Below are 21,010 nucleotides of genomic sequence, written 5' to 3'. Positions count from 1 at the left end.
TCTCTCTCGAAGAGCTCCCTTTGAGCCGCGTCAGGTTTGGTAAACGGCAGCCTATGGATTATTTCGCCCAGCAGCTCATTAACGGCCTCGTGCTCGGCTCCATCTACGGCCTGATCGCGATCGGCTACACGATGGTCTACGGCATCGTCGGCATGATCAACTTCGCCCATGGCGACGTCTTCATGATCGGCGGCTTCATAGCCCTGATCACCTTCCTGATCCTGATCTCGCTCGGCCTGACCGCGATCCCGGTGATCCTGCTCGTCGTGCTGCTGGTCGCGATGGCGATCACGGCGCTTTATGGCTGGACCATCGAGCGCATCGCCTACCGGCCGCTGCGGCATTCCTTTCGCCTCGCCCCGATGCTGTCGGCGATCGGCATGTCGTTCGTGCTGACCAACTATTCGCAGGTGGCGCAAGGCGCCCGCGTCAAGCCGATCCCGCCCTTCATCACCGGCGGCTACACGCTGCATGAGAGCGCGGACGGCTTCGTCATCCAGCTCTCCAACATCCAGATCATGGTGGTCATCACCACCATCGTGCTGCTGGCGATCTTCACTTGGCTGGTGTCGCGCACGCGGCTCGGGCGCGACATGCGCGCCTGCGAGCAGGACCAGACCATGGCGGCCCTGCTGGGCGTCGACGTCGACCGCACCATCTCCATGACCTTCGTGATCGGCGCCGCGCTCGCCGCGGTCGCGGGTTTCATGTACCTGCTCTATTACGGTCTGGTCGACTTTTTCATGGGCTTCGTTGCCGGCATCAAGGCCTTCACGGCGGCCGTGCTCGGCGGCATCGGCTCGCTGCCCGGCGCCATGCTCGGCGGTCTTGCGATCGGCCTGATCGAGACGTTCTGGTCGGCCTATTTCTCCGTCGAATACAAGGACGTCGCGGCATTCTCGATCCTGATCGTCGTGCTGATCTTCATGCCGACCGGCCTGCTCGGCCGTCCCGAAGTCGAAAAAGTCTGACGGACCGCCGCGTGACACCCATCCCGCACAAGACCACGCACGCAAGCCGCACCGCCGGCTTGACCTACATCCTGAAAAAATCCCTGCTCAGCGCACTGGTCGCGCTGGTGCTGTTCTCACTGATGGTCGGCGTCCGAACCGAGGCCGGCTCCGACGGCCAGCTCACCTATTGGACGCGTTTCGGCGAGGTCGCAGCGCTCGTCGCCGGCGTGTTCGGAGGCTCCATCGTCATCGAGCTGCTCCGGCAATGGATCGGCCCAGCCGGCGCCGAGAAGCTGGTGCCGCCCGCGGTACAGAGCGGGATGTCGTTCGTCGGCCGCTACCTCGCGCCCGCGCTCTTGATCTTCACGCTGCTGGTGCCTGTGATCTTCTATAACCAGCGCTACATCCTCGACCTCGCGATCCTCGTGCTCACCTATGTCATGCTGGGCTGGGGATTGAACGTGGTGGTTGGCCTCGCCGGCCTGCTCGATCTCGGTTACGTCGCCTTCTATGCGGTCGGCGCCTATTCCTACGCGCTGCTTGCCACCAATTTCGGCTGGTCGTTCTGGGTGTGCCTGCCGCTCGCGGGCATCCTCGCCGCGTTCTGGGGCGTGCTGCTCGGCTTTCCCGTGCTGCGCCTGCGCGGCGACTATCTCGCCATCGTGACGCTCGCCTTTGGCGAGATCATCCGCCTCGTCATCATCAACTGGCAAAGCCTGACCGGCGGCCCCAACGGCGTCCCCGGCATTCCCCGCCCCTCCTTCTTCGGCATCCCGCTCGACAACAGCGACGACGGGCTCGCCGCCAAGCTCGGCATCGAGTACTCGCCGACCCATCGCATCGTCTTCCTGTTCTATTTGATCCTGGCGCTCGCGCTGCTCACCAACTGGGTGACGATCCGCCTGCGCCGCCTGCCGATCGGCCGCGCCTGGGAGGCCTTGCGCGAGGACGAGGTCGCCTGCCGCGCGCTCGGCATCAACACCACGACCACCAAGCTGACCGCGTTCGCGACCGGCGCGATGTTCGGCGGCTTTGCCGGTGCGTTCTTCGCGACCCGCCAGGGCTTCATCAGCCCGGAATCCTTCACCTTCCAGGAATCGGCGCTGGTGCTGGCCATCGTCGTGCTCGGCGGCATGGGCTCGCAACTCGGCGTGGCGCTTGCCGCGCTGGCCATGATCGGCGGCTTCGAGCTGTTCCGCGGCCTCGAGACCTACCGCATGCTGGTGTTCGGCATGGCCATGGTACTGATCATGATCTGGCGGCCGCGCGGCCTGATCGGCCATCGCGCGCCGACCGTGTATCTGACCAAGGCGCAGGCGATCTCCTCCGACCTCGTCAAGGAAGGGCACGGATGAGCGGCGACAAGATTCTCAGCGTCGACCAGCTGACCATGCGCTTCGGCGGCATCGTGGCCGTGCAGGACCTGTCGTTCTCGGCCGAGCGCAAGAAGATCACCGCGCTGATCGGGCCGAACGGCGCCGGCAAGACCACCGTTTTCAACTGCATCACCGGCTTCTACAAGCCGAGCGGCGGTTCCATCCGCCTCGCCCATGACGACGGCAAAATCATCGCGCTGGAGCGGCTGAACGATTTCCGCATCGCGAAGCAGGCCAAGGTGGCGCGCACCTTCCAGAACATCCGCCTGTTTCCCGGCATGACCGCGCTGGAAAACCTGATGGTGGCGCAGCACAACGCCTTGATGCGGGCCTCCGGCCTCACCTTCCTCGGCCTGATCGGTGCGCCCGGCTATCGCGATGCCGAGAAGCGCGCGATCGATCTGGCCACCGACTGGCTCAGGCGGGTCAACCTGCTCGACCGCGCCGACGATGCCGCCGGCAATTTCGCCTATGGCGACCAGCGACGGCTCGAAATCGCGCGGGCGATGTGCACCGAGCCCGCGCTTCTGTGCCTGGACGAGCCCGCCGCCGGCCTCAACGCGCGCGAGAGCGCCGCCTTGAGCGAACTCCTGCTCTCGATCCGCAACGAGCTCGGCACCTCGATCCTCCTGATCGAGCACGATATGTCGGTGGTGATGGAGATCTCCGACCACATCGTGGTGATGGACCACGGCGTGAAGATCGCGCAAGGCACGCCGCGCCAGGTTCGCGACGATCCCAAGGTGATCGCCGCCTATCTCGGCGCCGACGAGGAAGAGGCGGTCGCCGTGATGGAGGGCGGGTCGTGACTTCGGCGTCCACTCCCCTGCTCGCGATCCGCAGCCTTCGCGCCGCCTACGGCAAGATCGAGGCGCTGAAGGGCGTCGACGTCGAGATCAATGCCGGCGAGATCGTGGCACTGATCGGCGCCAACGGCGCCGGCAAGTCGACGCTGATGATGACGATCTTCGGCAAGCCGCGGGCCCGCGCCGGCCAGATCCTGTACGAGGGCCGCGACATCACCGACGTGCCCACCCACGAGATCGCGCATTTGCGCATCGCGCAATCGCCGGAGGGACGGCGCATCTTCCCGCGCATGAGCGTGGCGGAGAACCTCCAGATGGGGGCCGACGCGACCGGATGCACCGATTCCGAACGCGACGCGACGCTGGCACGCGTCTTCTCGCTGTTTCCGCGGCTGAAGGAGCGCTACGCCCAGCGCGGCGGAACCCTGTCCGGCGGCGAGCAGCAGATGCTGGCGATCGGCCGCGCCTTGATGAGCCGTCCCCGCCTGCTCCTGCTCGACGAGCCCTCGCTCGGGCTCGCGCCGCTGATCGCGCGCCAGATTTTCGATGCGATCCGCACCCTGAACCGGCAGGACGGCCTGACCGTCCTGATCGTCGAGCAGAACGCCAACCATGCGCTCAAGCTCGCCCATCGCGGCTATGTCATGGTCAATGGCCTGATCACGCTGGCCGGTACCGGCGCCGAGTTGCTGCAGCGCCCCGAGATTCGCGCCGCCTATCTGGAAGGCGGCCGACACGGCTGAGGCGGGCCACGTGCGGCCGAATTTGGCGAGATATCTGCGCCAATGCCCGTATTTTGCCGGTGACTTCTCCTCGAATTCGTTCAAGAATGGCATCGGTTTAGACCGGGCATGCCCGGCAACTTCCACAGGCGACCACCCGCGAGGTATCTCATGAAATCACTGAAACTCATCGGTCTGGCATTCGGCGCATCGATCGCGTTGTCGAGCGCGGCATTCGCGCAGGATGTCAGCATCGCAGTCGCAGGTCCGATGACCGGCGGCGAGTCCGCCTTCGGCCGCCAGATGAAGAACGGCGCCGAGATGGCCGTGGCCGATATCAATGCCGCCGGCGGCGTCAACGGCAAGAAGCTCGCGCTCTCCGTCGAGGACGATGCCTGCGATCCGAAGCAGGCGCGCTCGGTCGCCGAGAAGATCGCCGGCGCCAAGATGCCGTTCGTCGCCGGGCACTATTGCTCGTCGTCGTCGATCCCCGCATCCGAAGCCTATGCCGACGGCAACGTGCTCCAGATCACCCCGGCTTCGACCAATCCTCTGTTCACCGAGCGCAAGCTCTGGAACGTGGCACGCGTCTGCGGCCGTGACGATCAGCAGGGCCTGATCGCGGCGCAGTACATCGCCAAGAACTTCAAGGGCAAGAACATTGCGATCCTCAACGACAAGACCACCTACGGCAAGGGTCTTGCGGACGAGACCAAGAAGGCGCTCAACAAGGCCGGCGTCACCGAGAAGATGTACGAGTCCTACAACAAGGGCGACAAGGACTTCAACGCGATCGTCTCGCGCCTGAAGCGCGACAACATCGATCTCGTCTATGTCGGCGGCTACCATCAGGAGAGCGGCCTGATCCTGCGCCAGATGCGCGACCAGGGTCTCAAGACGGTGCTGATGGCCGGCGACGCACTCGCCGACAAGGAGTACGCCTCCATCACCGGCCCGGCCGGCGAAGGCACCCTGTTCACCTTCGGCCCCGATCCGCGCAACAAGCCGACCGCCAAGAAGATCGTCGATGCCTTCAAGGCCAAGAACATCGACCCCGAAGGATATACGCTCTACACCTATGCGGCGATGCAGGTCTGGTCGCAGGCGGCCAAGAAGGCCGGCACCACCGATGCCAAGAAGGTCATGGAGGCGATGAAGGCCGGCAAATGGGACACCGTGATCGGCCCGATCGAGTATGACGCCAAGGGCGACATCAAGCAGATCGACTACGTCGTCTACAAATGGGATGCCAAGGGCGGCTACACCGAGATCAAAGGCAGCGGCACCTAACGCGTCGGCCTCAGGGCCACCATCCAAGCGTCATCACGCCCCGGCTCGCCCGGGGCGTTCTTCTTTTAGGCAAGGGCTTTGGGCAAGGGTCAGACGGCTGCGGGCACTTCGCCGCCCGCTGCGGTCTGGGCCTTCCGCAGCGCTTGCAGGAGATCGTTCGGCCGAAACGGTTTTAGCAGGCAGACCACGTTGGCAAGGTGAGGCGATTGATCCATGAAATCCAGCGTCGTCATCCCGGACACCGCGATGATTGGGAGTCCCGGCGCGCGCTCGCGCAGGCTCGCGATGACGTCGACGCCGCTGGTGTCGCCAAGGAAGATATCGACGATCGCCGCGTCAAACGGGCTTTCTTCGAAGGCGTTCAGCCCGGCCGCGCCGCTTTCGGCCTCCACGACCTCGAAACGATGGACCCGAAGCACGATCCCGACCATCGCGCGGACGTCCTTCTGGTCGTCGATGACGAGAACGCGGGGCATAGGGACCAACTCCCGGATACTGGGATCAAAATCGACGATTCAGACCTGGAACCCACGACGGCCGAAGGGCATTATGGCACCGTCCAGTAAATCGCATCTTACCCGATCCCTATTCCGTGGTCCCACCAGAATTAAGAAATCTGTAACCTTCGGTTGAGTCGCGGCCGCAACAGTCCAGAATGTGCGACCGTAACCCGCTACCATAGCGCTGGCCTGCGGGGATTCGAATGACGTCGATGAAGATGGCGAAGACCGGTCTGCGAGAGGTGGACGTGCCCGCAACGATCGACCGAAGCACATTCCTTTCGACCCTGCCGGCCACCGCGACCGACCGCACCGCTGCATTGGCGGTCGTCGGCATATCCGCGATCCTGTTCGCATTGACAGTCCCGTTCGCGGGCACCCCGCTCCTCCCCGTCCCGGGCTTTGTCGCGAGCTATCAATCGGCCCTCGCCGTGAGCGACGTCGTGACCGCCGTGCTGCTGCTGTCGCAGTTTTCGGTGCTGCGGACCCGCGCGCTGCTGTGGCTCGCGAGCGGCTATCTGTTCACCGCCGCGGCGGCGTTGGTTCATGCCCTCACCTTCCCCGGACTGTTCACCCCGACCGGACTTCTCGGCGCGGGCCAGCAAACCACGGTCTGGCTCTACATGATCTGGCACGCCGGCTTCCCGATATTCGTGCTGGGTTATGCCTGGCTGAAGGAGGCCGACGGCGGTGCCAGGATCCGCGGCGCGACGACCAAGGCGATCTACACCATCGTGTTCGGCGTCGTCGCCGCCATGGCCGTCTTCGCCTGGATCGTCACCGCCCAGCACGATCTGCTCCCGGTCCTGCTGCGCGACGGCCACTACACGCCGACCATGATCGGCGTGGTGTCCTTCGTGTGGTCGCTCAGCTTTGCCGCCCTCGTCTCGCTCTGGTTCCGCAGGCCGCATTCGGTGATCGACGTCTGGCTCATGGTCGTTATGTGCGCCTGGCTGTTCGACATCGCGCTCTCGGCGATCGTGAACGTCGCGCGCTTCGATCTCGGCTTCTACGCCGGCCGCCTCTACGGGCTCTGCGCGGCGACCTTCGTGCTCGCGGTGCTCCTGGTCGAGAATGTCCGCCTCCAGGCGCAGACCGCGAGCATGGTCGGCGCGCTGAAGCGCCGATCGGACGCCGAGCGCGACTATCACGCCGAGCGCGAGCGGCTGTTCACCGCCGTCGTCGAATCCTCCAACGACGCCATCATCACCAAGTCGCTCGACGGCACCATCACGACCTGGAACAGCGCGGCCGAGCGCGTCTTCGGCTACTCCGCCGACGAGGCGGTCGGCCGTTCCATCGACATCATCATGCCGGACGATCAGCGTGACGATGTCGCCGAGAACCTGGCTCGCACCCGCAACGGCGAGGTCATCGACCAGCAGGAGACCGTACGGCTGCACAAGAGCGGCCAACCCATCGACGTGGTGCTGAGCCAGGTCCCGCTGCGATCGACCGAGGGCAGGATCATCGGCGCGTCCAAGGTGGCCCGCGACGTCACCGAACGGAAGCGAGCGGAGATGGCGCTCAATCGGGAGATCGAGGAGCGCCAGCGCATTTTCGAGACCTCGCAGGACCTGATCCTGGTCACCGATGGTTACGGCAATTTCATCCAGGTCAGCCCCAGCGTGAAGGACATCCTCGGCTTCAGCCCGGACGACATGGTCGGGCACAGTGCGATCGAGTTCATCCACCCCGATGACCTCGAGAGGACGCGCAGCGAGATGCGCGCGGCGCGGCGCGGCGCGGTCAAGCGCAGCTTCGAGGCGCGCTACTATCACTACGACGGTCACGAGGTCACGCTGAACTGGATGGGCACCTGGTCCGAGCCGGTGAAACGCCATTTCTTCATCGGCCGCGACCTCACCGAGAAGCAGGCCGCCGAAGCCCAGCTCCGGCAGGTCCAGAAGATGGATTCGATCGGCCAGTTGACGGGCGGCGTCGCCCACGACTTCAACAACGTGCTGACCGTCATCACCGGCACGATCGGCATCCTGTCGGATGCGGTCGCCGATCGGCCCGAGCTCGCCGCCATCACCAAGCTGATCGACGACGCCGCCGAGCGCGGCGCGCAGCTGACCAAGCACCTGCTCGCCTTCGCCCGCAAGCAGCCGCTCCAGCCGCGCGAGATCGACGTCAACGCGCTGATGCTCGAGGCCGCCAAGCTGCTGCATCCGACGCTGGGCGAGCAGATCACCATCATGCCCCAGCTCACCGAGGATGCCTGGCCGACGCTGGTCGATCCCGGCCAGCTCTCCACCGCCATCCTCAACCTCGCGCTGAACGCGCGCGATGCCATGCCCGACGGCGGCACCCTGGTACTCGAGACCCGCAACGTCTTCCTCGACGACGGCTATGCCAGCATGAATCCCGACATCGTTGCCGGCAATTACGTGATGATCGCGGTCAGCGACACCGGCAGCGGAATTCCGGCCGATCTGATCGAGCGGGTGTTTGATCCGTTCTTCACGACCAAGGAGGTCGGCAAGGGCACCGGCCTCGGGCTCAGTATGGTGTTCGGCTTCGTCAAGCAGTCCGGCGGCCACATCAAGATCTACAGCGAGGAAGGCCACGGTACGAGCGTGAAGATCTACCTGCCGCGCTCCACCGGCGTGCAGGAAACCGAGTTCGAGGCACTCCAGAACGCGCCGGTCGCCGGCGGCAGCGAGAAGATCCTGATCGTCGAGGACGACGCGCTGGTACGGCAATATGTCGTGACCCAGATCAAGAGCCTCGGCTATGCCGCGCTCGAAGCCGGTAACGCGGCCGAAGCGCTCACCATCATCGACGCGGACAAGGGCATCGACCTGCTCTTCACCGACGTCATCATGCCGGGCGCCATGAACGGCCGTCAGCTCGCCGATGAAGCGGCCCGCCGCCGCCCCGACCTGAAGACGCTGTTCACCTCGGGCTACACCGAGAACGCCATCGTCCACCACGGCCGGCTCGACTCCGGCGTGCTGCTGCTGGCCAAGCCCTACCGCAAGTCCGAGCTCGCCAAGATGCTCCGGACCGCGCTGGCGAGTTGAGCCTGCGGCATCTCTGCGCTATCGCAGAAGCGAACTCCTCATCAGCGCGCGAGGCCACCTTGAAAAACCTTCTCACCGACATCGCCGGCGTCCGCGTCGGCCATGCCGAGGATGCCAAAGTCGCCTCCGGCACGACCGCGATCATCTTCGATTCCCCTGCGGTCGCGGCGATCGACGTCCGCGGCGGCGGTCCCGGCACGCGCGAGGACGCACTGCTCGATCTCGCCAATACCGTCGAACGCGTCGACGCGATCGCGCTGTCGGGCGGCTCCGCCTTTGGCCTCGACACCGGCGGCGGCGTGCAGGCCTGGCTCGCCGAGCAGGGCCGCGGCCACCGGGTTCGCGAAGCGCTGATCCCGATCGTGCCGGGCGCGATCCTGTTCGATCTCCTCAATGGCGGCGACAAGGCCTGGGGACGCTTCTCGCCCTATCGCGATCTCGGCTACACCGCGGCAGCCGCCGCCGGCACGGACTTCGCGCTCGGCAGCGTCGGCGCGGGCCTCGGTGCCACCACCGCGACGTTCAAGGGCGGGCTCGGCTCAGCCTCGGACGTGACGCCTGGCGGCGTCAAGGTCGCGGCGATCGTCGCCGTCAACGCGGTCGGCAGTGTCACCGTCGGCGACGGGCCGTGGTTCTGGGCGGCGCCGTTCGAGGTGGACGGCGAATACGGTGGACGCGGCCTGCCCGACAAGTTCACCGACGACATGCTCCGCATGCGCATCAAGGGCGGTCCCGCAGCGAGCGCGCGCGAAAATACCACCATCGGGGCCGTCGTCACCGATGCGGTGCTGACCAAACCCCAGGCCAAGCGGCTGGCGATGATCGCCCACACCGGCTTTGCCCGCGCCATCTATCCGGTGCATGCGCCGACCGACGGCGACGTGCTGTTTGCGGCTGCGACCTGCGAGAAGCCGATCGAGCCGCTGGTCGGCCTCACCGAGCTCGGCACCGTCGCCGCCAACGTGGTCGCGCGCGCGATCGCACGCGGTGTGTATTGCGCGACGGCGCTGCCGTTCGGCGGCGCGCAGCAGGCGTGGAAGGACCGGTTTGGCTAGCGCCTCACATCAGGTGTCATCGCCCGGCGAAGACCGGGCGATCCAGTATTCCAGAGGGTTGTGATTGAACCGGGAAGCCGCGGCGTACTGGGCCCCGGTCAAGCCCAGGGCAATCGCATTTAAGGTCGTTGCTCTGCGGCCCATCCTTCGAGACGCCCGCCGGTGGCGGGCCCTCAGGATGAGGACGGAAGGCGCAGCTGCAATTTTCGATCGGCAAAGAGCCGCTTAGCCTCATCCTGAGGGGACCGCGGAGCGGTCGTCTCGAAGGACGAGGCGCGCGCTCAGGCCCTGCCAAAAAAAGTCATATGCGATTACCCTGCGGTCAAGCCGGGGCATGACAGCGAACGGGCGTCAGACGCTCATCGACATCGACGAGCCAGCAGTGGCCGAGGCGCCCTGTCCCTGTCCGCCCTGCCGCTGCATCAACTGTGCGAACAGATCGTAAGCCGAATTAGCGGAGGACTTGGAGGCGCCCGGCACGGTCGTTGACATCTTGAAGCCGTCGGCATAGGTGACGGTGGTGGTGGTCGAGCCGTCGGCGGCGGTCGTCGTGGTCGAAGTCGATCCGCCGCTCGGCTTCGAGGAGGAATCCGATCCGTCGCCCGATCCGCCGGCACCCTGGGCATGGTGACCGTGATGGCCGCTCTTCAGCGCTTTCGACATCTCGTCGAGGCTGACGCTGCCGTCGGCATTCGAATCCAGCTTCGAGAACACGTCATCGGCCTGCGCCAGGTTGGTGCCGCCGGCTCCCAGCGCGCTCTCGAATTCCGCCTTGGTGATGCTGCCGTCGCCATCGGCATCGATCTGCGAGAACAGGTGCTTCAGCGCGGCATCCCGGCCCGACGAGGTCGAGGACGTCGAGCTCGACGAGGTCGAGGTGGTCGCGCTGCCGGTGCTGTCGGAGGACTGGCTTTGCGCGGCGAACAACGCGTTCATCGTCTCCGGCGATATCTGCGGATATTTGCCTGCATTGACCGACGAGGTCGCGCCGCTGCTCGTGCCGTTGCGGCCGCTATCGATCGCGAACGGATTGGTCGGCGCGCCTTGCGATGATCCCGTCTTGTGGGTCGAGGATGACGATTTCGAATTCGTCAGCGACTGGATCGCGTCGAGCGCGCTCGAGACGGCACCAAGGGCAAACAACATTGCACAACTCCAACCGATGCGGCATGCCGCGGTCAATGTTCCGGGGAGGAAGTCAGCAAGCGCCGTGCCAGCGCGAAAAGCTCAATGAATTCCGCTTCGAGCGCACCTGGCGCGGCCCGGCAATATCGGCAATTCGTGCCGGAGACGGCAGAAATTTCCGCCCACAGGAAGCGCGCCTGTCCTGCATTGCCCGCCACGGAGGCCCATGTTAGGCGAGGCCCATTCCTCTTTCGGCCGCCACGGGAAACAGCGTCATGACCCAAGCCTTTACCCCCCGCCCCCTGGCAATCGCCCCCTCGATCCTGGCCTCGGATTTCTCCAGGCTCGGCGAAGAGGTGCGCGCGGTGGACGCCGCCGGCGCCGACTGGATCCATCTCGACGTGATGGACGGACACTTCGTCCCGAACATTTCCTATGGCCCCGACGTCATCAAGGCGATGCGCCCGCACAGCAAGAAGGTGTTCGACGCACACCTGATGATCTCGCCTTGCGATCCCTATCTCGAGGCCTTCGCGAAAGCCGGCTGCGACCACATCACGGTCCATGCGGAAGCAGGCCCCCATCTGCACCGCTCGCTCCAGGCGATCCGCGCGCTCGGCAAGAAGGCCGGCGTCTCGCTCAATCCGGGCACGCCCATCAGCGCGCTCGAATACGTCCTCGACCTGGTCGATCTCGTGCTGGTGATGTCGGTCAATCCCGGCTTCGGCGGCCAGGCCTTCATTCCCTCCGCGATCGGCAAGATCCGCGACATCCGCGCGATGACGGCGGGTCGTCCGATCGACATCGAGGTCGACGGCGGGGTCGGTCCCGACGTCGCCGGCGCGCTCGCCGCGGCCGGCGCCAACGCCTTCGTCGCCGGCACCTCCGTGTTCAAGGGCGGCACGCAGGACGCCTACAGGAGCAATATTGCCGCGATCCGCACCGCGGCGGCAACGGCGCGCGGCGAGGCCATCTGACGGCCATTCGCGGTCCGAACCGGCCTTGCGGCCGCTGCGACCAACGGGAATGGATGAAATCCGCGCCACTCCGTTTTCCGCAGGCCTGCGGCGTCTGTGCATCGAGGCCCTGCAGGACGGGGAGCAGGTGATCTGGCAGGGTCAGCCCGACGGCGTCGCCTGCATGATGATGTGGCGATTGCTCTGGTGGATCGGATTCCCCTGGCTGTTGCTGACCGTCATCGCCGTCAGAAACGATTGGATCAACCAGGCCGCCCAACCTCTCGTGATGCTCGGAGTTGCGATGGTTGCAGCCCCGCTGGTGATGCTGCTGCAGGACCTGCAGACGCTCTATCTGATCACCGATCGCCGCGCGCTGATCCTGCGAACGGCCTGGGGTAGACGGACGATCAGCCCGACACCGTTCCAGGCGATGGACGCGGACTTCGAAATCCTCGACATCGGCGGTGGAGCCGGTCACCTCAACTTCGCGTCAGGGCGATCGACCCGTTCGCCCGATACCGACTACACCGGCCGCTACGGATTTCGCTTTGTTCGAGACGCTCCGCGCGTCCGGGATATCCTCGCAGGCGCGCGCGCAGGCAGGATGCGGCGGCTGCACACGCGAAAACCTGCGGCTATTACGGGCGCCGCAGCGCGCGATGCCTAAAATTGTCCCTGCGACCCGTACTCATCCGGGCTTCACTGATTCGCGCAAATCACCGCTACTGGCTCCTGCCTGCTTTTGACGGGAGCACATCATGACGACGACCCTGGTCTGGACTGGCGTGGCGTTGTGGCTTGGTTTCAGTGGATTTGTTGTGTTTGGCCCATCGGTCGGACCGGAGAAGGTTGCGGCACGTTCCGCCCGCACCAATCACCTTCGTCGCCGGGGCTGACGTCCGTGCAGATCGCGCTCGTAAAACGTCAGCCCAAGCGCAGGTGCCGGATTCCGCGTCGCCCGCATCCGAGCCTCGATGATTTCTTCGGCCGCCTCGAGCGCGCCGACGGCGCGATGGTCGACGATGCCGGGCTCGACAATTCGGAGCTCGACCATGCGTTTCCCTCGCAGCGCCGACACTGAGAACCTCCTTTCCGGATCAAATCCATGAGACCGCATTGCCCGAACTGCCTGAAGGAAATGACCAAGGCATCCGCGTCGCGTAACCTGTTCAACTGCGAGCCCTGCCGCGAGATCATCCAGTATTTCGGCGGCACCGCGGATCATTGCGAGCCCGGTCCGCAATTCTCCTGGCCCATCCGCCGCCAGCGCACCGGCCACACCGCCCACGCGGCCTGATCTCACCCTCGAAACGCCAGGCGCAACCTATCCCGCCGCCTCACCGGCGCCCGTCTCGTCCGCATCCGCAGCCATCCGCGGCGGCCGCACCACGGTGACGGTGCAGGCCGCTTCCGCGGCCACCTTGGCCGAGACGCTGCCGAGCAGCGTGCGCCTGAACGAGCCCTGCCGCGCACCGATGATGACGTGGTCGACGTGGTTGACCTCGGCGAATTCCAGGATCGCCGCGGCGGGATCGACCGCCTCCAGCACATGAGCCGACAGCCGGCTCTCGTCCAGCTTCAGCGGCGTGGCCCAATGCCGGAGCGCCACCAGCCGGTCGATATGCTTGTTGGAGCCCTGCTCATCCAGCGTCCGGTCGATCGCGATGCGGTTGAGCTTCAGGACGTTGAGGCAGGCAAGCCGCGCCGAGGGCAGCGTGGCGAGAATGCGCTCGGTGGTGACGCGCAGCGCCTCGTTCAGCTCGGGCGCGCCTTCCGCCGTGTCGAGCGCGACCGCGAGGATCGGGCTCGATGCGATCTGAGCTGCGACATCCGATTTCGCGCGCGGCTGCATGACGCCCTGGTTGAAGCGGCGCCGCCAGGCGACGCTGAGGGGGTCGCGCTTCATCCGTTCCGAGCGCGTCGTGAGCCTGACCTGGTCCGGATGGGTCAGATCGAAGGCGAGCTGGGACGCCGTCGGATAGCGCCGCACCGGCTCGATCTCGAGACACCGCAGCACCACCTCCTGGAGCCAGGGCGGATAGTCGGCGCGCAGTGCGCGCGGCGGATGCGGATCGCGCCACAGCCGGCGCCGCATCGCGCGCAGCGTCTCGCCCTCGCCGAACGGCCGCTCGCCGGTCGTGAAGAAATAGAGCAGCACGCCCAGCGAGAACAGGTCGCTGCGCGGATCGTCGCGTACACCCAGGAGCCGCTCCGGCGCCATGTAGGGCGCGGTGCCGTAAGGCAGGCGGAATTCCTCCTGCAAGAGATCGGGCAGATGGTTGTGGTGCGACAGGCCGTAGTCGATCAGCACCGCCTCGCCGGACTCGCGGAACATGATGCTGCTCGGCTTGATGTCGTGATGGATCACGTGCTGCCGGTGCAGATCGGCAAGCGCGGTCGCGATCTTCGCGACCAGCAGTCGCGCTTCCTCGTATGGCAGCGGCAGGTCGGCCAGCCGCTTGTAGAGCGTGGTCCCGGCGATGCGCTCGATCACGACATAGGCCTGGTGGGCGAAATCGCCGGTGCCGAAACACGAGGGCACGTGCGGGCCCGCGAGCCGCGGCAGGATCATCATCTCCATCTCGAAGGAGACGATCGCGGCGGGGTCCTCGCCCTCCGACACCCGCGGAATCTTCATCAGCAGGGGGACGTCGATGCCGGGATGGGTGACGGTCCACAGCGTCGCCATGCCGCCGGCATGAACGCATTCGCCGATGGTGTAGCCGTCGATCTCCGCGCCCGATTTGACCAGGGGTTTCGGCATCGCCGTCAACGTCCCTGCGACAGCCGGTCGGCGAGCCAGGGCGGCAGGCCGTTCTCGCGGATCTTGTTCGCCGCGCTCGCGATGTCATAGGGCACGCGGCAATAGGTGATCTGGCACGAGACCGTGTCGAACAGCACGAAAGATGCGGACGGATCGCTATCGCGGGGCTGGCCGACCGAGCCGAGCACGGCGAGCCATTGCCGTCCGCGCAGGAGCTGCACCGGGACGTCGGTCTTCGGCACGAAGCTCGTCATCTTCGCCGTCACCGACATCGAATAGAGCGCGGGACGATGGATGTGGCCGCAGAAGGTGACATGGGCGGACGTCGATATCAGGCTCTTGGCGGCATCCGCCGTCGAGCGGACGTAGTGCCAGCGCTGCGGACTGGAGGCTTCCGAATGCACGAACAGCCGGTCGCTGTCCTCCACCAGCATCGGCAATTCGGCCAGGAACCGCCGCTGCGCGGTGTCGAGCCGGCCGCGGGTCCATTCGATCGCGATCTGCGCGTCGGCATTCATGGTCTCGGCCGAGGAATTCACGGCCTGGTCGTGATTGCCGCGCACGGCCACGGCGCCCCCGGCGACGAGCTCCATCGCGGTATCCACGACCCATTCCGGATCGGCGCCATAGCCGACGAAGTCACCGAGCAGGATGAACCGCTCCACGCCCTTCGCACGGGCAACCTTCAGGCAGGCTTCGAACGCCTGCCGGTTGCCGTGGATATCCGATAAGACAGCGAGAAGCACGCACCCTCCACCCTCAGGTTCTTATCGAAAGCCGATAAGGCCAAATTGAGGGACGTCAACAGGATGCGCCAGCGCGGGGCCGTTTTCCAGCGCGCCCCCGCCGCGATGGTCAAGGGTCTATTGCTCGTCCTTCGGCGGCATCCGGGGCGGCGGCAGTGGCGTGAACACGACGCCTTGCGCGCCGGCCGGCGGGGCGGTGAACTCACCGGTCGAGGAATCGCCGCCGCTGGTCTCCAAAATGGTCTTGGGCGTCACATATTCCCGGACCATGTCGATCAGGCTGCCGTTGCCACCGCCGAAATCCGCGGCGCGACCGCCTTGCGGATGCCCGGCCGCGATCTCGTTCTGTGCGGCATGGGTCTTGTCGGCCAGCCGGTCGTCGTAGGGCACGCGGAAGGCCCGGGGGATGCCGCTCGGGCGATTGTCCTCATCGAGCTGCTCGACCCACAGATAGATCGAGCCGGGATCCCCCTCAAGCGAATGCGGCTCGACGATGCGGGCCTGGAGCAGCTTGAAGGTAGCAGGCAGCCGCTCGGTGCTCGCCCAGCCGAGCAGCCCGCGCATTTCCGTGAAGCTGACGACGTAGAAGGCGCTGGTTACGACCACCGCGACCGCCTTCAGCGACCAGTGCAGCCGCGCATAGACCAGCACGACCAGCAGCAGCGCACCGATGACGGCATAGGCGACCGACAGCGTCAGGATGACCGTTTGCAGGTTACTCACGCCGCACCCTCACCCGCGTCCTCGGGTCGATATCGGCGCCGTTGCGCCAGCTGTTGCGGAACGTCTCCAGCAGCGATTTCGGCCGCTGGTCCACGTTGACGACCTTTCCTTCCGCATCGAGCCGGAACCGCACCGCGGTCTTCTCGTCGCCGGTGTGGTCGAGCGTGAACTTGTTGTCGAAGACCACCTGCGCGGTCGGATTGAGCTTCTGTACCTTCACATTGGCCGTGACGGGCTCGCCGGTCGTCGCCACGAAATGCGAGACGTTGACGGTGTATTCGCCGGCGACAATGCCGCGCACGGTGACGATCTCCTCGCGGATGGGCGAGGCGATCTTCTTGCCGGCGACCATGATGAAATCGTTGGCTCCGCCGCGATCGTCGCGGTCGAGCGTGAGGAAGCCGGCCTCGCGGTGGCGATACCAGGCGATGTTGCCGGCGGGATCCTGCACGAACAGGTCGAGATCGTCGGGGTGGTTATCCGGCCAGTCCAGCGTGATCATGAACTCGGCCTTGGAGTCGATCTTGCCGTCCTTGGCGTCGGGAGAGACCGCGAGCAACGCGAGGAAGAACAGGAACGCGATCACCTGGAGCGCCTTGAACAGCATCACGCCGAGCGGATCGAACGGCTCCTCGCGCGGATAGAGACCGAAATCATCCATCATGACGGGGTTCCGGCACCCTTGCGTTCCAGCACCGGCGTCACATAGGTCTCGGTCAGCACCACCGCATCCGAGAACACCTGCTGGGTCGCGGCATCCAGCATGTAGTACTGGATGCGGACCAGGATCGAGCCGACGAGACCCGCCAGCGTCGTGTACATGGCCACCGCCATGCCGTCGCTCATCAGCCCCATCGAGGAGCGCATCGCGACCTTGTCGGCGGCGTCCAACCCCGCGATCGGCGCCAGCATGATGATGAAGCCGATGATGGTGCCGAGCAGGCCGAGCTTCATCAGCGTGTCCGAGACGAAGGCGCCGAAACCGTTGGAGCCGCGCAGGCGGTCGGCCAGCGTCCGCAGCAGCAGCGTCTGGTCCACCGGGCGGTAGTCCTGCGCGGCGGCCTTGGTGACCAGGCTGTCGATATGATCCCGCACCAATCCACGCGGCAGTGCGGTCGCGCTCGCATCGAGCACCTTGCTGCCATCGGGCGCCGCGAGCACCGCCCGGCAGCGCCTCGCCGCCGCCCCCTCGCGCGCGATCGCCCGCGTGCGCAGGAAGCAATGGCCGCAGGTGACGACATAGAGCAGCGCGATCACGCTGGAAATGTAGGTGCGGTCCGAGGTCAGCATCAGGTGGATCAGACCGAAGCGCCACAGCAGCACGACGGCGAAGACCGACAGCCCGGTGAAGATCATCCAGAACAGCAGCGCGCTACGCTCGGATGGGTCGGCGGCAGCGCCCGCGATCGGCCCAATCGTCATCGAACTCATCTGCACCGCTCCTGACCTTGTTCCTCACCGATTAGATCAAAGCCGCCGTGCCCGGTCCAAAGAGCCATGCCCAATCCGGCTTGGGAAATTTGCCCGAGCTGCGATCCTGCCGTTCCCTGCGATTGGCAAGGCGCGGCGGCGTTGTTAGGCTGACCTTACCAAACTTTGGGGTGATCGCATGCGCCTCGTGCTTCAGCTTGTCGCCCGTCTGCTGCTCATCGTGGCGCTCTGCCTGGGCGCGGCGACCGTATGGGCCACGTTCGACGCCTATCGCAGCGTCGACCGGGCGACCGCGGCGTCGGCGCAGCGGGTCGCGCAGGCGCTTCAGGCGCTGTACTGGCACGAGCTGTTGTTGCGCAGCAGCAGAGCGCGCGAACATCTGCTGCCGGTTCCGGAGTGGCGCACGCTGAACACGATGAAGCTGATCTCGCCCGGCGTCTGCGTCGAGTTCCAGCCCGCCGCCGCATTCGAAAAGCCGCTTTGCGGCCAGAGCGAGGGGCTCGGCAAGACGCCGCCGCGCTGGTTCGCATCGATCGTGCCGACCTTCCTCGGCAGCCACGCCGAGGTGGTGCGGCCCGTCAGTCCGCGCGCCGCGGCCGCCGGCACGGTGGTTGCGACGCCCGACGCCACGGCCGCGATCTCGCTCGCCTGGGACTACATCCTCAACGTCATCGACGTTGCGTTGCTGATGGCGGCGGCGATTGCGCTGCTGGCGTCGCTTGCGATCGCGCATACGCTGGCGCCGGCACGCACGATCGTCACAGCACTCCAGCGCATGGCACGCGGCCATTATCGGACAAAACTGCCGCGCTTCCGCTCGATGGAGCTTGCGATGATCGGCGGTGCCGTCGGCGAGCTCGGCACCCGGCTGGAAGAAGCCACCGAACAGCGCGCGGCGCTGACGCGGCGGCTGATCGAGATTCGCGACGACGAACGCCGCGCGCTTGCCCGCGAGCTGCACGACGAGTTCGGCCAAAACCTCGCGGCCATCCTCGCTTTCGCCAACACCATCGAGACGGCGAGCGCGAAGGAGAAAAGCGATAACGTCATTGCGCAGGATGCGCGGATGATCTCGCAGGCCACGCATCATCTGATGGCCTCGCTGCGCGATGCCCTGAAACGGCTGCGCAATCCCCTGCCCGAGGAGCTTGGACTGGAGGCAAGCCTCGTCAATCTCGTCGACAGCTGGCGCTCGCAGAGCGCGGCGCGGCCGACGATCCAGCTCGACCTCAGGGGCGATCTCACCGACATCAGCGGCCCGACCGCCACCACCGCCTATCGCGTCGCCCAGGAATGCCTGACCAACGCGCTGCGCCACAGTTCGGCACGCGAGATCTCCTTGCGCGTCGAGCGGCGCGCCGGCGAGGACGACGCGCTGCTGATCCGCGTCGAGGACGACGGCGGCGGCGATGCGGAACGCGTCGCACAGTCGGCCGGCTTCGGCCTCACCGGGATCCGCGAGCGCGTCGCAGCCGCCGGTGGGTCGCTCTCGATCCTGCCGGCCAGAGGCGGCCTCAGCGTCGCCGCCACCATCCCGCTCGCCGCGTGAGGCCGAGATGAGCGAGGTTGCAGCAACAGGCATCTCCGTGCTGCTGGTCGACGACCACCCCATCGTCCGGCAAGGCTACCGGCGCGTGCTGGAAAGCCAGGGCGATCTGCATGTCGTGGCGGAGGCCGACAACGCGGCGGATGCCTACGGCGCCTTCAAGGCGCACGCCCCTGACGTCGTCGTGCTCGATATCTCGATGCCCGGCGCCAGCGGGCTGGAGGCAATCCGCAACATCCGCGCGCGCAGCCCGCGGGCGCGCATCCTGGTCTTCACCATGCACAACGAGGCCGTGCTGGTGAAGGCCGCCTTCAGCGCCGGCGCCTCTGGCTTCGTCACCAAGAGCAGCGAGCCGTCCGCGGTCGTGAATGCGATCCGCAGCGTCGCCCGCGGCGAGCGCGCCATGAGCGACGACATCGCGCATGTCCTGGCCGAGGACAGCCTGTCGCCGACCGGTTCAGTGCTGGATCAACTGGGCGAACGCGAGATCGAGATCCTGCGCCAATTCGCCGGCGGCGCCACCACCGAGCAGATCGCGACGCATCTCAATCTCAGCGTCAAGACGGTGCAGAACTATCACTATCTGATCAAGACCAAGACCGGCGCGCGCACCGATGCGCAACTGGTGCGGCTTGCAGCGAGCTGCGGGCTGACGAGAATCTAGAGCTTAGCGGCTGGAGGTTTGAAGCGCCCAAGTCTGCGAATATCTGGTTCCGGACCGGCCGCGTCAACGAAGGTCTCCAGTCTCTCTCGGATTGTGCTAAGCTCGACCCAGGCACGGCCTCTGGCACGAGGCCGCCAGCGAGTGTCTATCAGGTTCCGATTTTTCAACGCGAGCCCCTTTGAACGCTCTCTCGAAGCCGCCCTCGTTCCCGTTGTATGTTTTGTACAACAACAGGAGACGCTTCCATGAACATCCGGGACAGTCTTCTTGCAGCACTGATTGCCTCCAGCGTTTTCGCGATCGGAACCGCTGAAAGCGCAACAACCGGGGCGAAAGATCACATCACCATTCTTTACGACGCCTTCGGCACAAACGAGGCGATGACAAGGGACTGGGGATTTTCGGCCCTTGTCGAAATCGCGGGAAAGCGCATCCTGTTCGATACGGGTAACGACCCCGAGGTCTTCGCCGCAAACGTGAAGGCCAAGGGTGTCAATCTCTCGGACCTCGACTTTGTCGTTCTTTCGCACCGCCACTCCGATCACATGGCGGGGCTGTCCTACGTCCTAAGCGTCAATCCTGCTGTCAAGATCTACGCGCCAAAGGAAGGATTTGGCATCTACGGCTCGTCGCTGCCTTCCGGCTTCTACCGGAAAGACGAGGCCTTGGCCCCGGAGATGCGGTACTATGGAGGCAAGCCCCCCGAGGTGATGAAGTTCGGCACGGCATGGGCCAACGCAAACTTCGAACTAGTCGATCAAACGACCGAGATTGCGCCTGGTATCACGCTTATTTCGCTGATCTCCGACGCGCCCGGGACAAGAGAACTCAAGGAGCTGTCTTTGGCCGTCAACACGGCAGACGGCATAGTCCTTCTGGTCGGTTGTTCGCACCCCGGGATCGAACGGATCGTCGAGGCGGCGACAGCTATCAATCCCAGGATTCATCTCATCGCGGGTGGATTTCATCTCGTCGTTGCACCTGACGAGGCAATCGGGAAAGTCGTTACCGCTCTGAAGGACAGGTTCAAGGTCGACAGCGTCGCACCGGGTCACTGCACCGGTGAGCCGACCTTTGCTGCGCTCAAGAAGGCATTCGGAAACAATTATCTCTATGCCGGCCTCGGCACGTCGATACCGGTTGGAACGACTTCGGACGGGACTGCCAAACGCGGAGAAGGTCCCACGCTTGACGACCTTGCGACATATCGCAAACTGGCCGCGCGCGAAGACCCGTTCGGCATATTGCGCTCGCGCAGCTTGCGATTAGGACCGGCGCTCTAGCTCGCAGTTCGCACCTTTATCCAACGCTGTAGCCGTGC

The 21,010-nt window shown here is 65.5% G+C and carries 21 protein-coding genes; 13 read left to right on the top strand and 8 right to left on the bottom strand.

The features are described from left to right. The first annotated feature begins 53 nt into the window (after window positions 1–53). The 5 genes from E4K65_RS11105 (at window position 54) to E4K65_RS11085 (ending at window position 5,147) form a co-directional block, all read left to right on the top strand. Window positions 54–971 carry an ABC transporter permease subunit gene (locus E4K65_RS11105; protein WP_027548690.1) on the top strand — a complete coding sequence of 306 codons (918 nt, stop codon included), beginning with the start codon at window positions 54–56 and terminating at the stop codon, window positions 969–971. 59 nt (window positions 972–1,030) lie between these two features. Then, window positions 1,031–2,308, top strand: coding sequence for a high-affinity branched-chain amino acid ABC transporter permease LivM (gene livM / locus E4K65_RS11100; protein WP_404559137.1), 1,278 nt, complete (start codon window positions 1,031–1,033; stop codon window positions 2,306–2,308). Beyond that, entirely contained in the window at window positions 2,305–3,138 is an 834-nt protein-coding gene (locus E4K65_RS11095) for an ABC transporter ATP-binding protein (RefSeq protein ID WP_027548688.1), read from the top strand. Before livM ends, E4K65_RS11095 begins: the two co-directional genes overlap by 4 nt. Beyond that, window positions 3,135–3,878: an ABC transporter ATP-binding protein gene (locus tag E4K65_RS11090; RefSeq protein WP_135174195.1), complete on the top strand. Its 744-nt coding sequence runs from the start codon at window positions 3,135–3,137 to the stop codon at window positions 3,876–3,878. The genes E4K65_RS11095 and E4K65_RS11090 overlap by 4 nt, the downstream gene beginning before the upstream one ends. A gap of 150 nt (window positions 3,879–4,028) precedes the next feature. Continuing rightward, a complete protein-coding gene (locus E4K65_RS11085) occupies window positions 4,029–5,147 on the top strand; it encodes a branched-chain amino acid ABC transporter substrate-binding protein (RefSeq protein WP_027548686.1) in 1,119 nt (372 codons plus the stop codon). An 89-nt stretch (window positions 5,148–5,236) separates the two neighbouring features. On the opposite strand, the gene E4K65_RS11080 is transcribed toward E4K65_RS11085, so the two are convergent. Beyond that, entirely contained in the window at window positions 5,237–5,623 is a 387-nt protein-coding gene (locus E4K65_RS11080; RefSeq protein WP_135174194.1) for a response regulator, read from the bottom strand. A gap of 227 nt (window positions 5,624–5,850) precedes the next feature. Here E4K65_RS11080 and E4K65_RS11075 point away from each other — a divergent pair, with 227 nt between their 5' ends. After that, entirely contained in the window at window positions 5,851–8,676 is a 2,826-nt protein-coding gene (locus E4K65_RS11075) for a PAS domain S-box protein (RefSeq protein WP_135174193.1), read from the top strand. Window positions 8,677–8,735: 59 nt separating this feature from the next. Further along, window positions 8,736–9,731, top strand: coding sequence for a P1 family peptidase (locus E4K65_RS11070; protein WP_135174192.1), 996 nt, complete (start codon window positions 8,736–8,738; stop codon window positions 9,729–9,731). 351 nt (window positions 9,732–10,082) lie between these two features. Here E4K65_RS11070 and E4K65_RS11065 read toward each other — a convergent pair whose 3' ends face one another. Beyond that, the gene (locus tag E4K65_RS11065) at window positions 10,083–10,877 is read right to left on the bottom strand and encodes an EF-hand domain-containing protein (RefSeq protein ID WP_135174191.1); all 795 of its coding nucleotides are present in this window, start codon (window positions 10,875–10,877) and stop codon (window positions 10,083–10,085) included. Between the two features lie 254 nt (window positions 10,878–11,131). Here E4K65_RS11065 and rpe point away from each other — a divergent pair, with 254 nt between their 5' ends. Then, entirely contained in the window at window positions 11,132–11,833 is a 702-nt protein-coding gene (gene rpe / locus E4K65_RS11060; RefSeq protein ID WP_135174190.1) for a ribulose-phosphate 3-epimerase, read from the top strand. Between the two features lie 49 nt (window positions 11,834–11,882). Beyond that, on the top strand, window positions 11,883–12,482 hold the full coding sequence (locus E4K65_RS11055) for a hypothetical protein (protein WP_135174189.1): 600 nt from the start codon (window positions 11,883–11,885) through the stop codon (window positions 12,480–12,482). A gap of 207 nt (window positions 12,483–12,689) precedes the next feature. Here E4K65_RS11055 and E4K65_RS48180 read toward each other — a convergent pair whose 3' ends face one another. Further along, window positions 12,690–12,869 (bottom strand): hypothetical protein, encoded by a 180-nt coding sequence (locus E4K65_RS48180; protein WP_209312053.1) that lies wholly within the window; start codon window positions 12,867–12,869, stop codon window positions 12,690–12,692. Window positions 12,870–12,920: 51 nt separating this feature from the next. Here E4K65_RS48180 and E4K65_RS47110 point away from each other — a divergent pair, with 51 nt between their 5' ends. Then, entirely contained in the window at window positions 12,921–13,112 is a 192-nt protein-coding gene (locus E4K65_RS47110; protein ID WP_167770721.1) for a hypothetical protein, read from the top strand. A gap of 27 nt (window positions 13,113–13,139) precedes the next feature. On the opposite strand, the gene E4K65_RS11045 is transcribed toward E4K65_RS47110, so the two are convergent. From E4K65_RS11045 to E4K65_RS11025, 5 genes are all read right to left on the bottom strand, one after another. Further along, complete coding sequence (locus E4K65_RS11045; RefSeq protein ID WP_135174187.1) at window positions 13,140–14,579, bottom strand: serine/threonine protein kinase; 1,440 nt, start codon at window positions 14,577–14,579, stop codon at window positions 13,140–13,142. 5 nt (window positions 14,580–14,584) lie between these two features. Further along, window positions 14,585–15,325, bottom strand: a complete 741-nt coding sequence (locus E4K65_RS11040; protein ID WP_135174186.1) for a metallophosphoesterase family protein — start codon at window positions 15,323–15,325, stop codon at window positions 14,585–14,587. Between the two features lie 117 nt (window positions 15,326–15,442). After that, the gene (locus tag E4K65_RS11035; RefSeq protein ID WP_135174185.1) at window positions 15,443–16,048 is read right to left on the bottom strand and encodes a hypothetical protein; all 606 of its coding nucleotides are present in this window, start codon (window positions 16,046–16,048) and stop codon (window positions 15,443–15,445) included. After that, complete coding sequence (locus E4K65_RS11030) at window positions 16,041–16,712, bottom strand: DUF2135 domain-containing protein (RefSeq protein WP_027548675.1); 672 nt, start codon at window positions 16,710–16,712, stop codon at window positions 16,041–16,043. Before E4K65_RS11030 ends, E4K65_RS11035 begins: the two co-directional genes overlap by 8 nt. Next, complete coding sequence (locus tag E4K65_RS11025; RefSeq protein ID WP_135174184.1) at window positions 16,709–17,479, bottom strand: MotA/TolQ/ExbB proton channel family protein; 771 nt, start codon at window positions 17,477–17,479, stop codon at window positions 16,709–16,711. The genes E4K65_RS11030 and E4K65_RS11025 overlap by 4 nt, the downstream gene beginning before the upstream one ends. 178 nt (window positions 17,480–17,657) lie before the next feature. Between E4K65_RS11025 and E4K65_RS11020 the strand changes: the two genes are divergently transcribed. The 3 genes from E4K65_RS11020 (at window position 17,658) to E4K65_RS11010 (ending at window position 20,972) form a co-directional block, all read left to right on the top strand. Then, window positions 17,658–19,028 (top strand): sensor histidine kinase, encoded by a 1,371-nt coding sequence (locus tag E4K65_RS11020; protein ID WP_135174183.1) that lies wholly within the window; start codon window positions 17,658–17,660, stop codon window positions 19,026–19,028. 7 nt (window positions 19,029–19,035) lie between these two features. After that, the gene (locus E4K65_RS11015) at window positions 19,036–19,689 is read left to right on the top strand and encodes a response regulator (protein WP_135174182.1); all 654 of its coding nucleotides are present in this window, start codon (window positions 19,036–19,038) and stop codon (window positions 19,687–19,689) included. 245 nt (window positions 19,690–19,934) lie between these two features. Beyond that, the gene (locus E4K65_RS11010; RefSeq protein ID WP_135174181.1) at window positions 19,935–20,972 is read left to right on the top strand and encodes an MBL fold metallo-hydrolase; all 1,038 of its coding nucleotides are present in this window, start codon (window positions 19,935–19,937) and stop codon (window positions 20,970–20,972) included. Window positions 20,973–21,010: the final 38 nt, after the last annotated feature.

Origin of the sequence: Bradyrhizobium niftali, from assembly GCF_004571025.1 — a bacterium.
GTDB classification, from domain to species: domain Bacteria; phylum Pseudomonadota; class Alphaproteobacteria; order Rhizobiales; family Xanthobacteraceae; genus Bradyrhizobium; species Bradyrhizobium niftali.
Note: the sequence above shows the minus strand (reverse complement) of the source record. Positions and strands in the feature narration are given on the sequence as shown.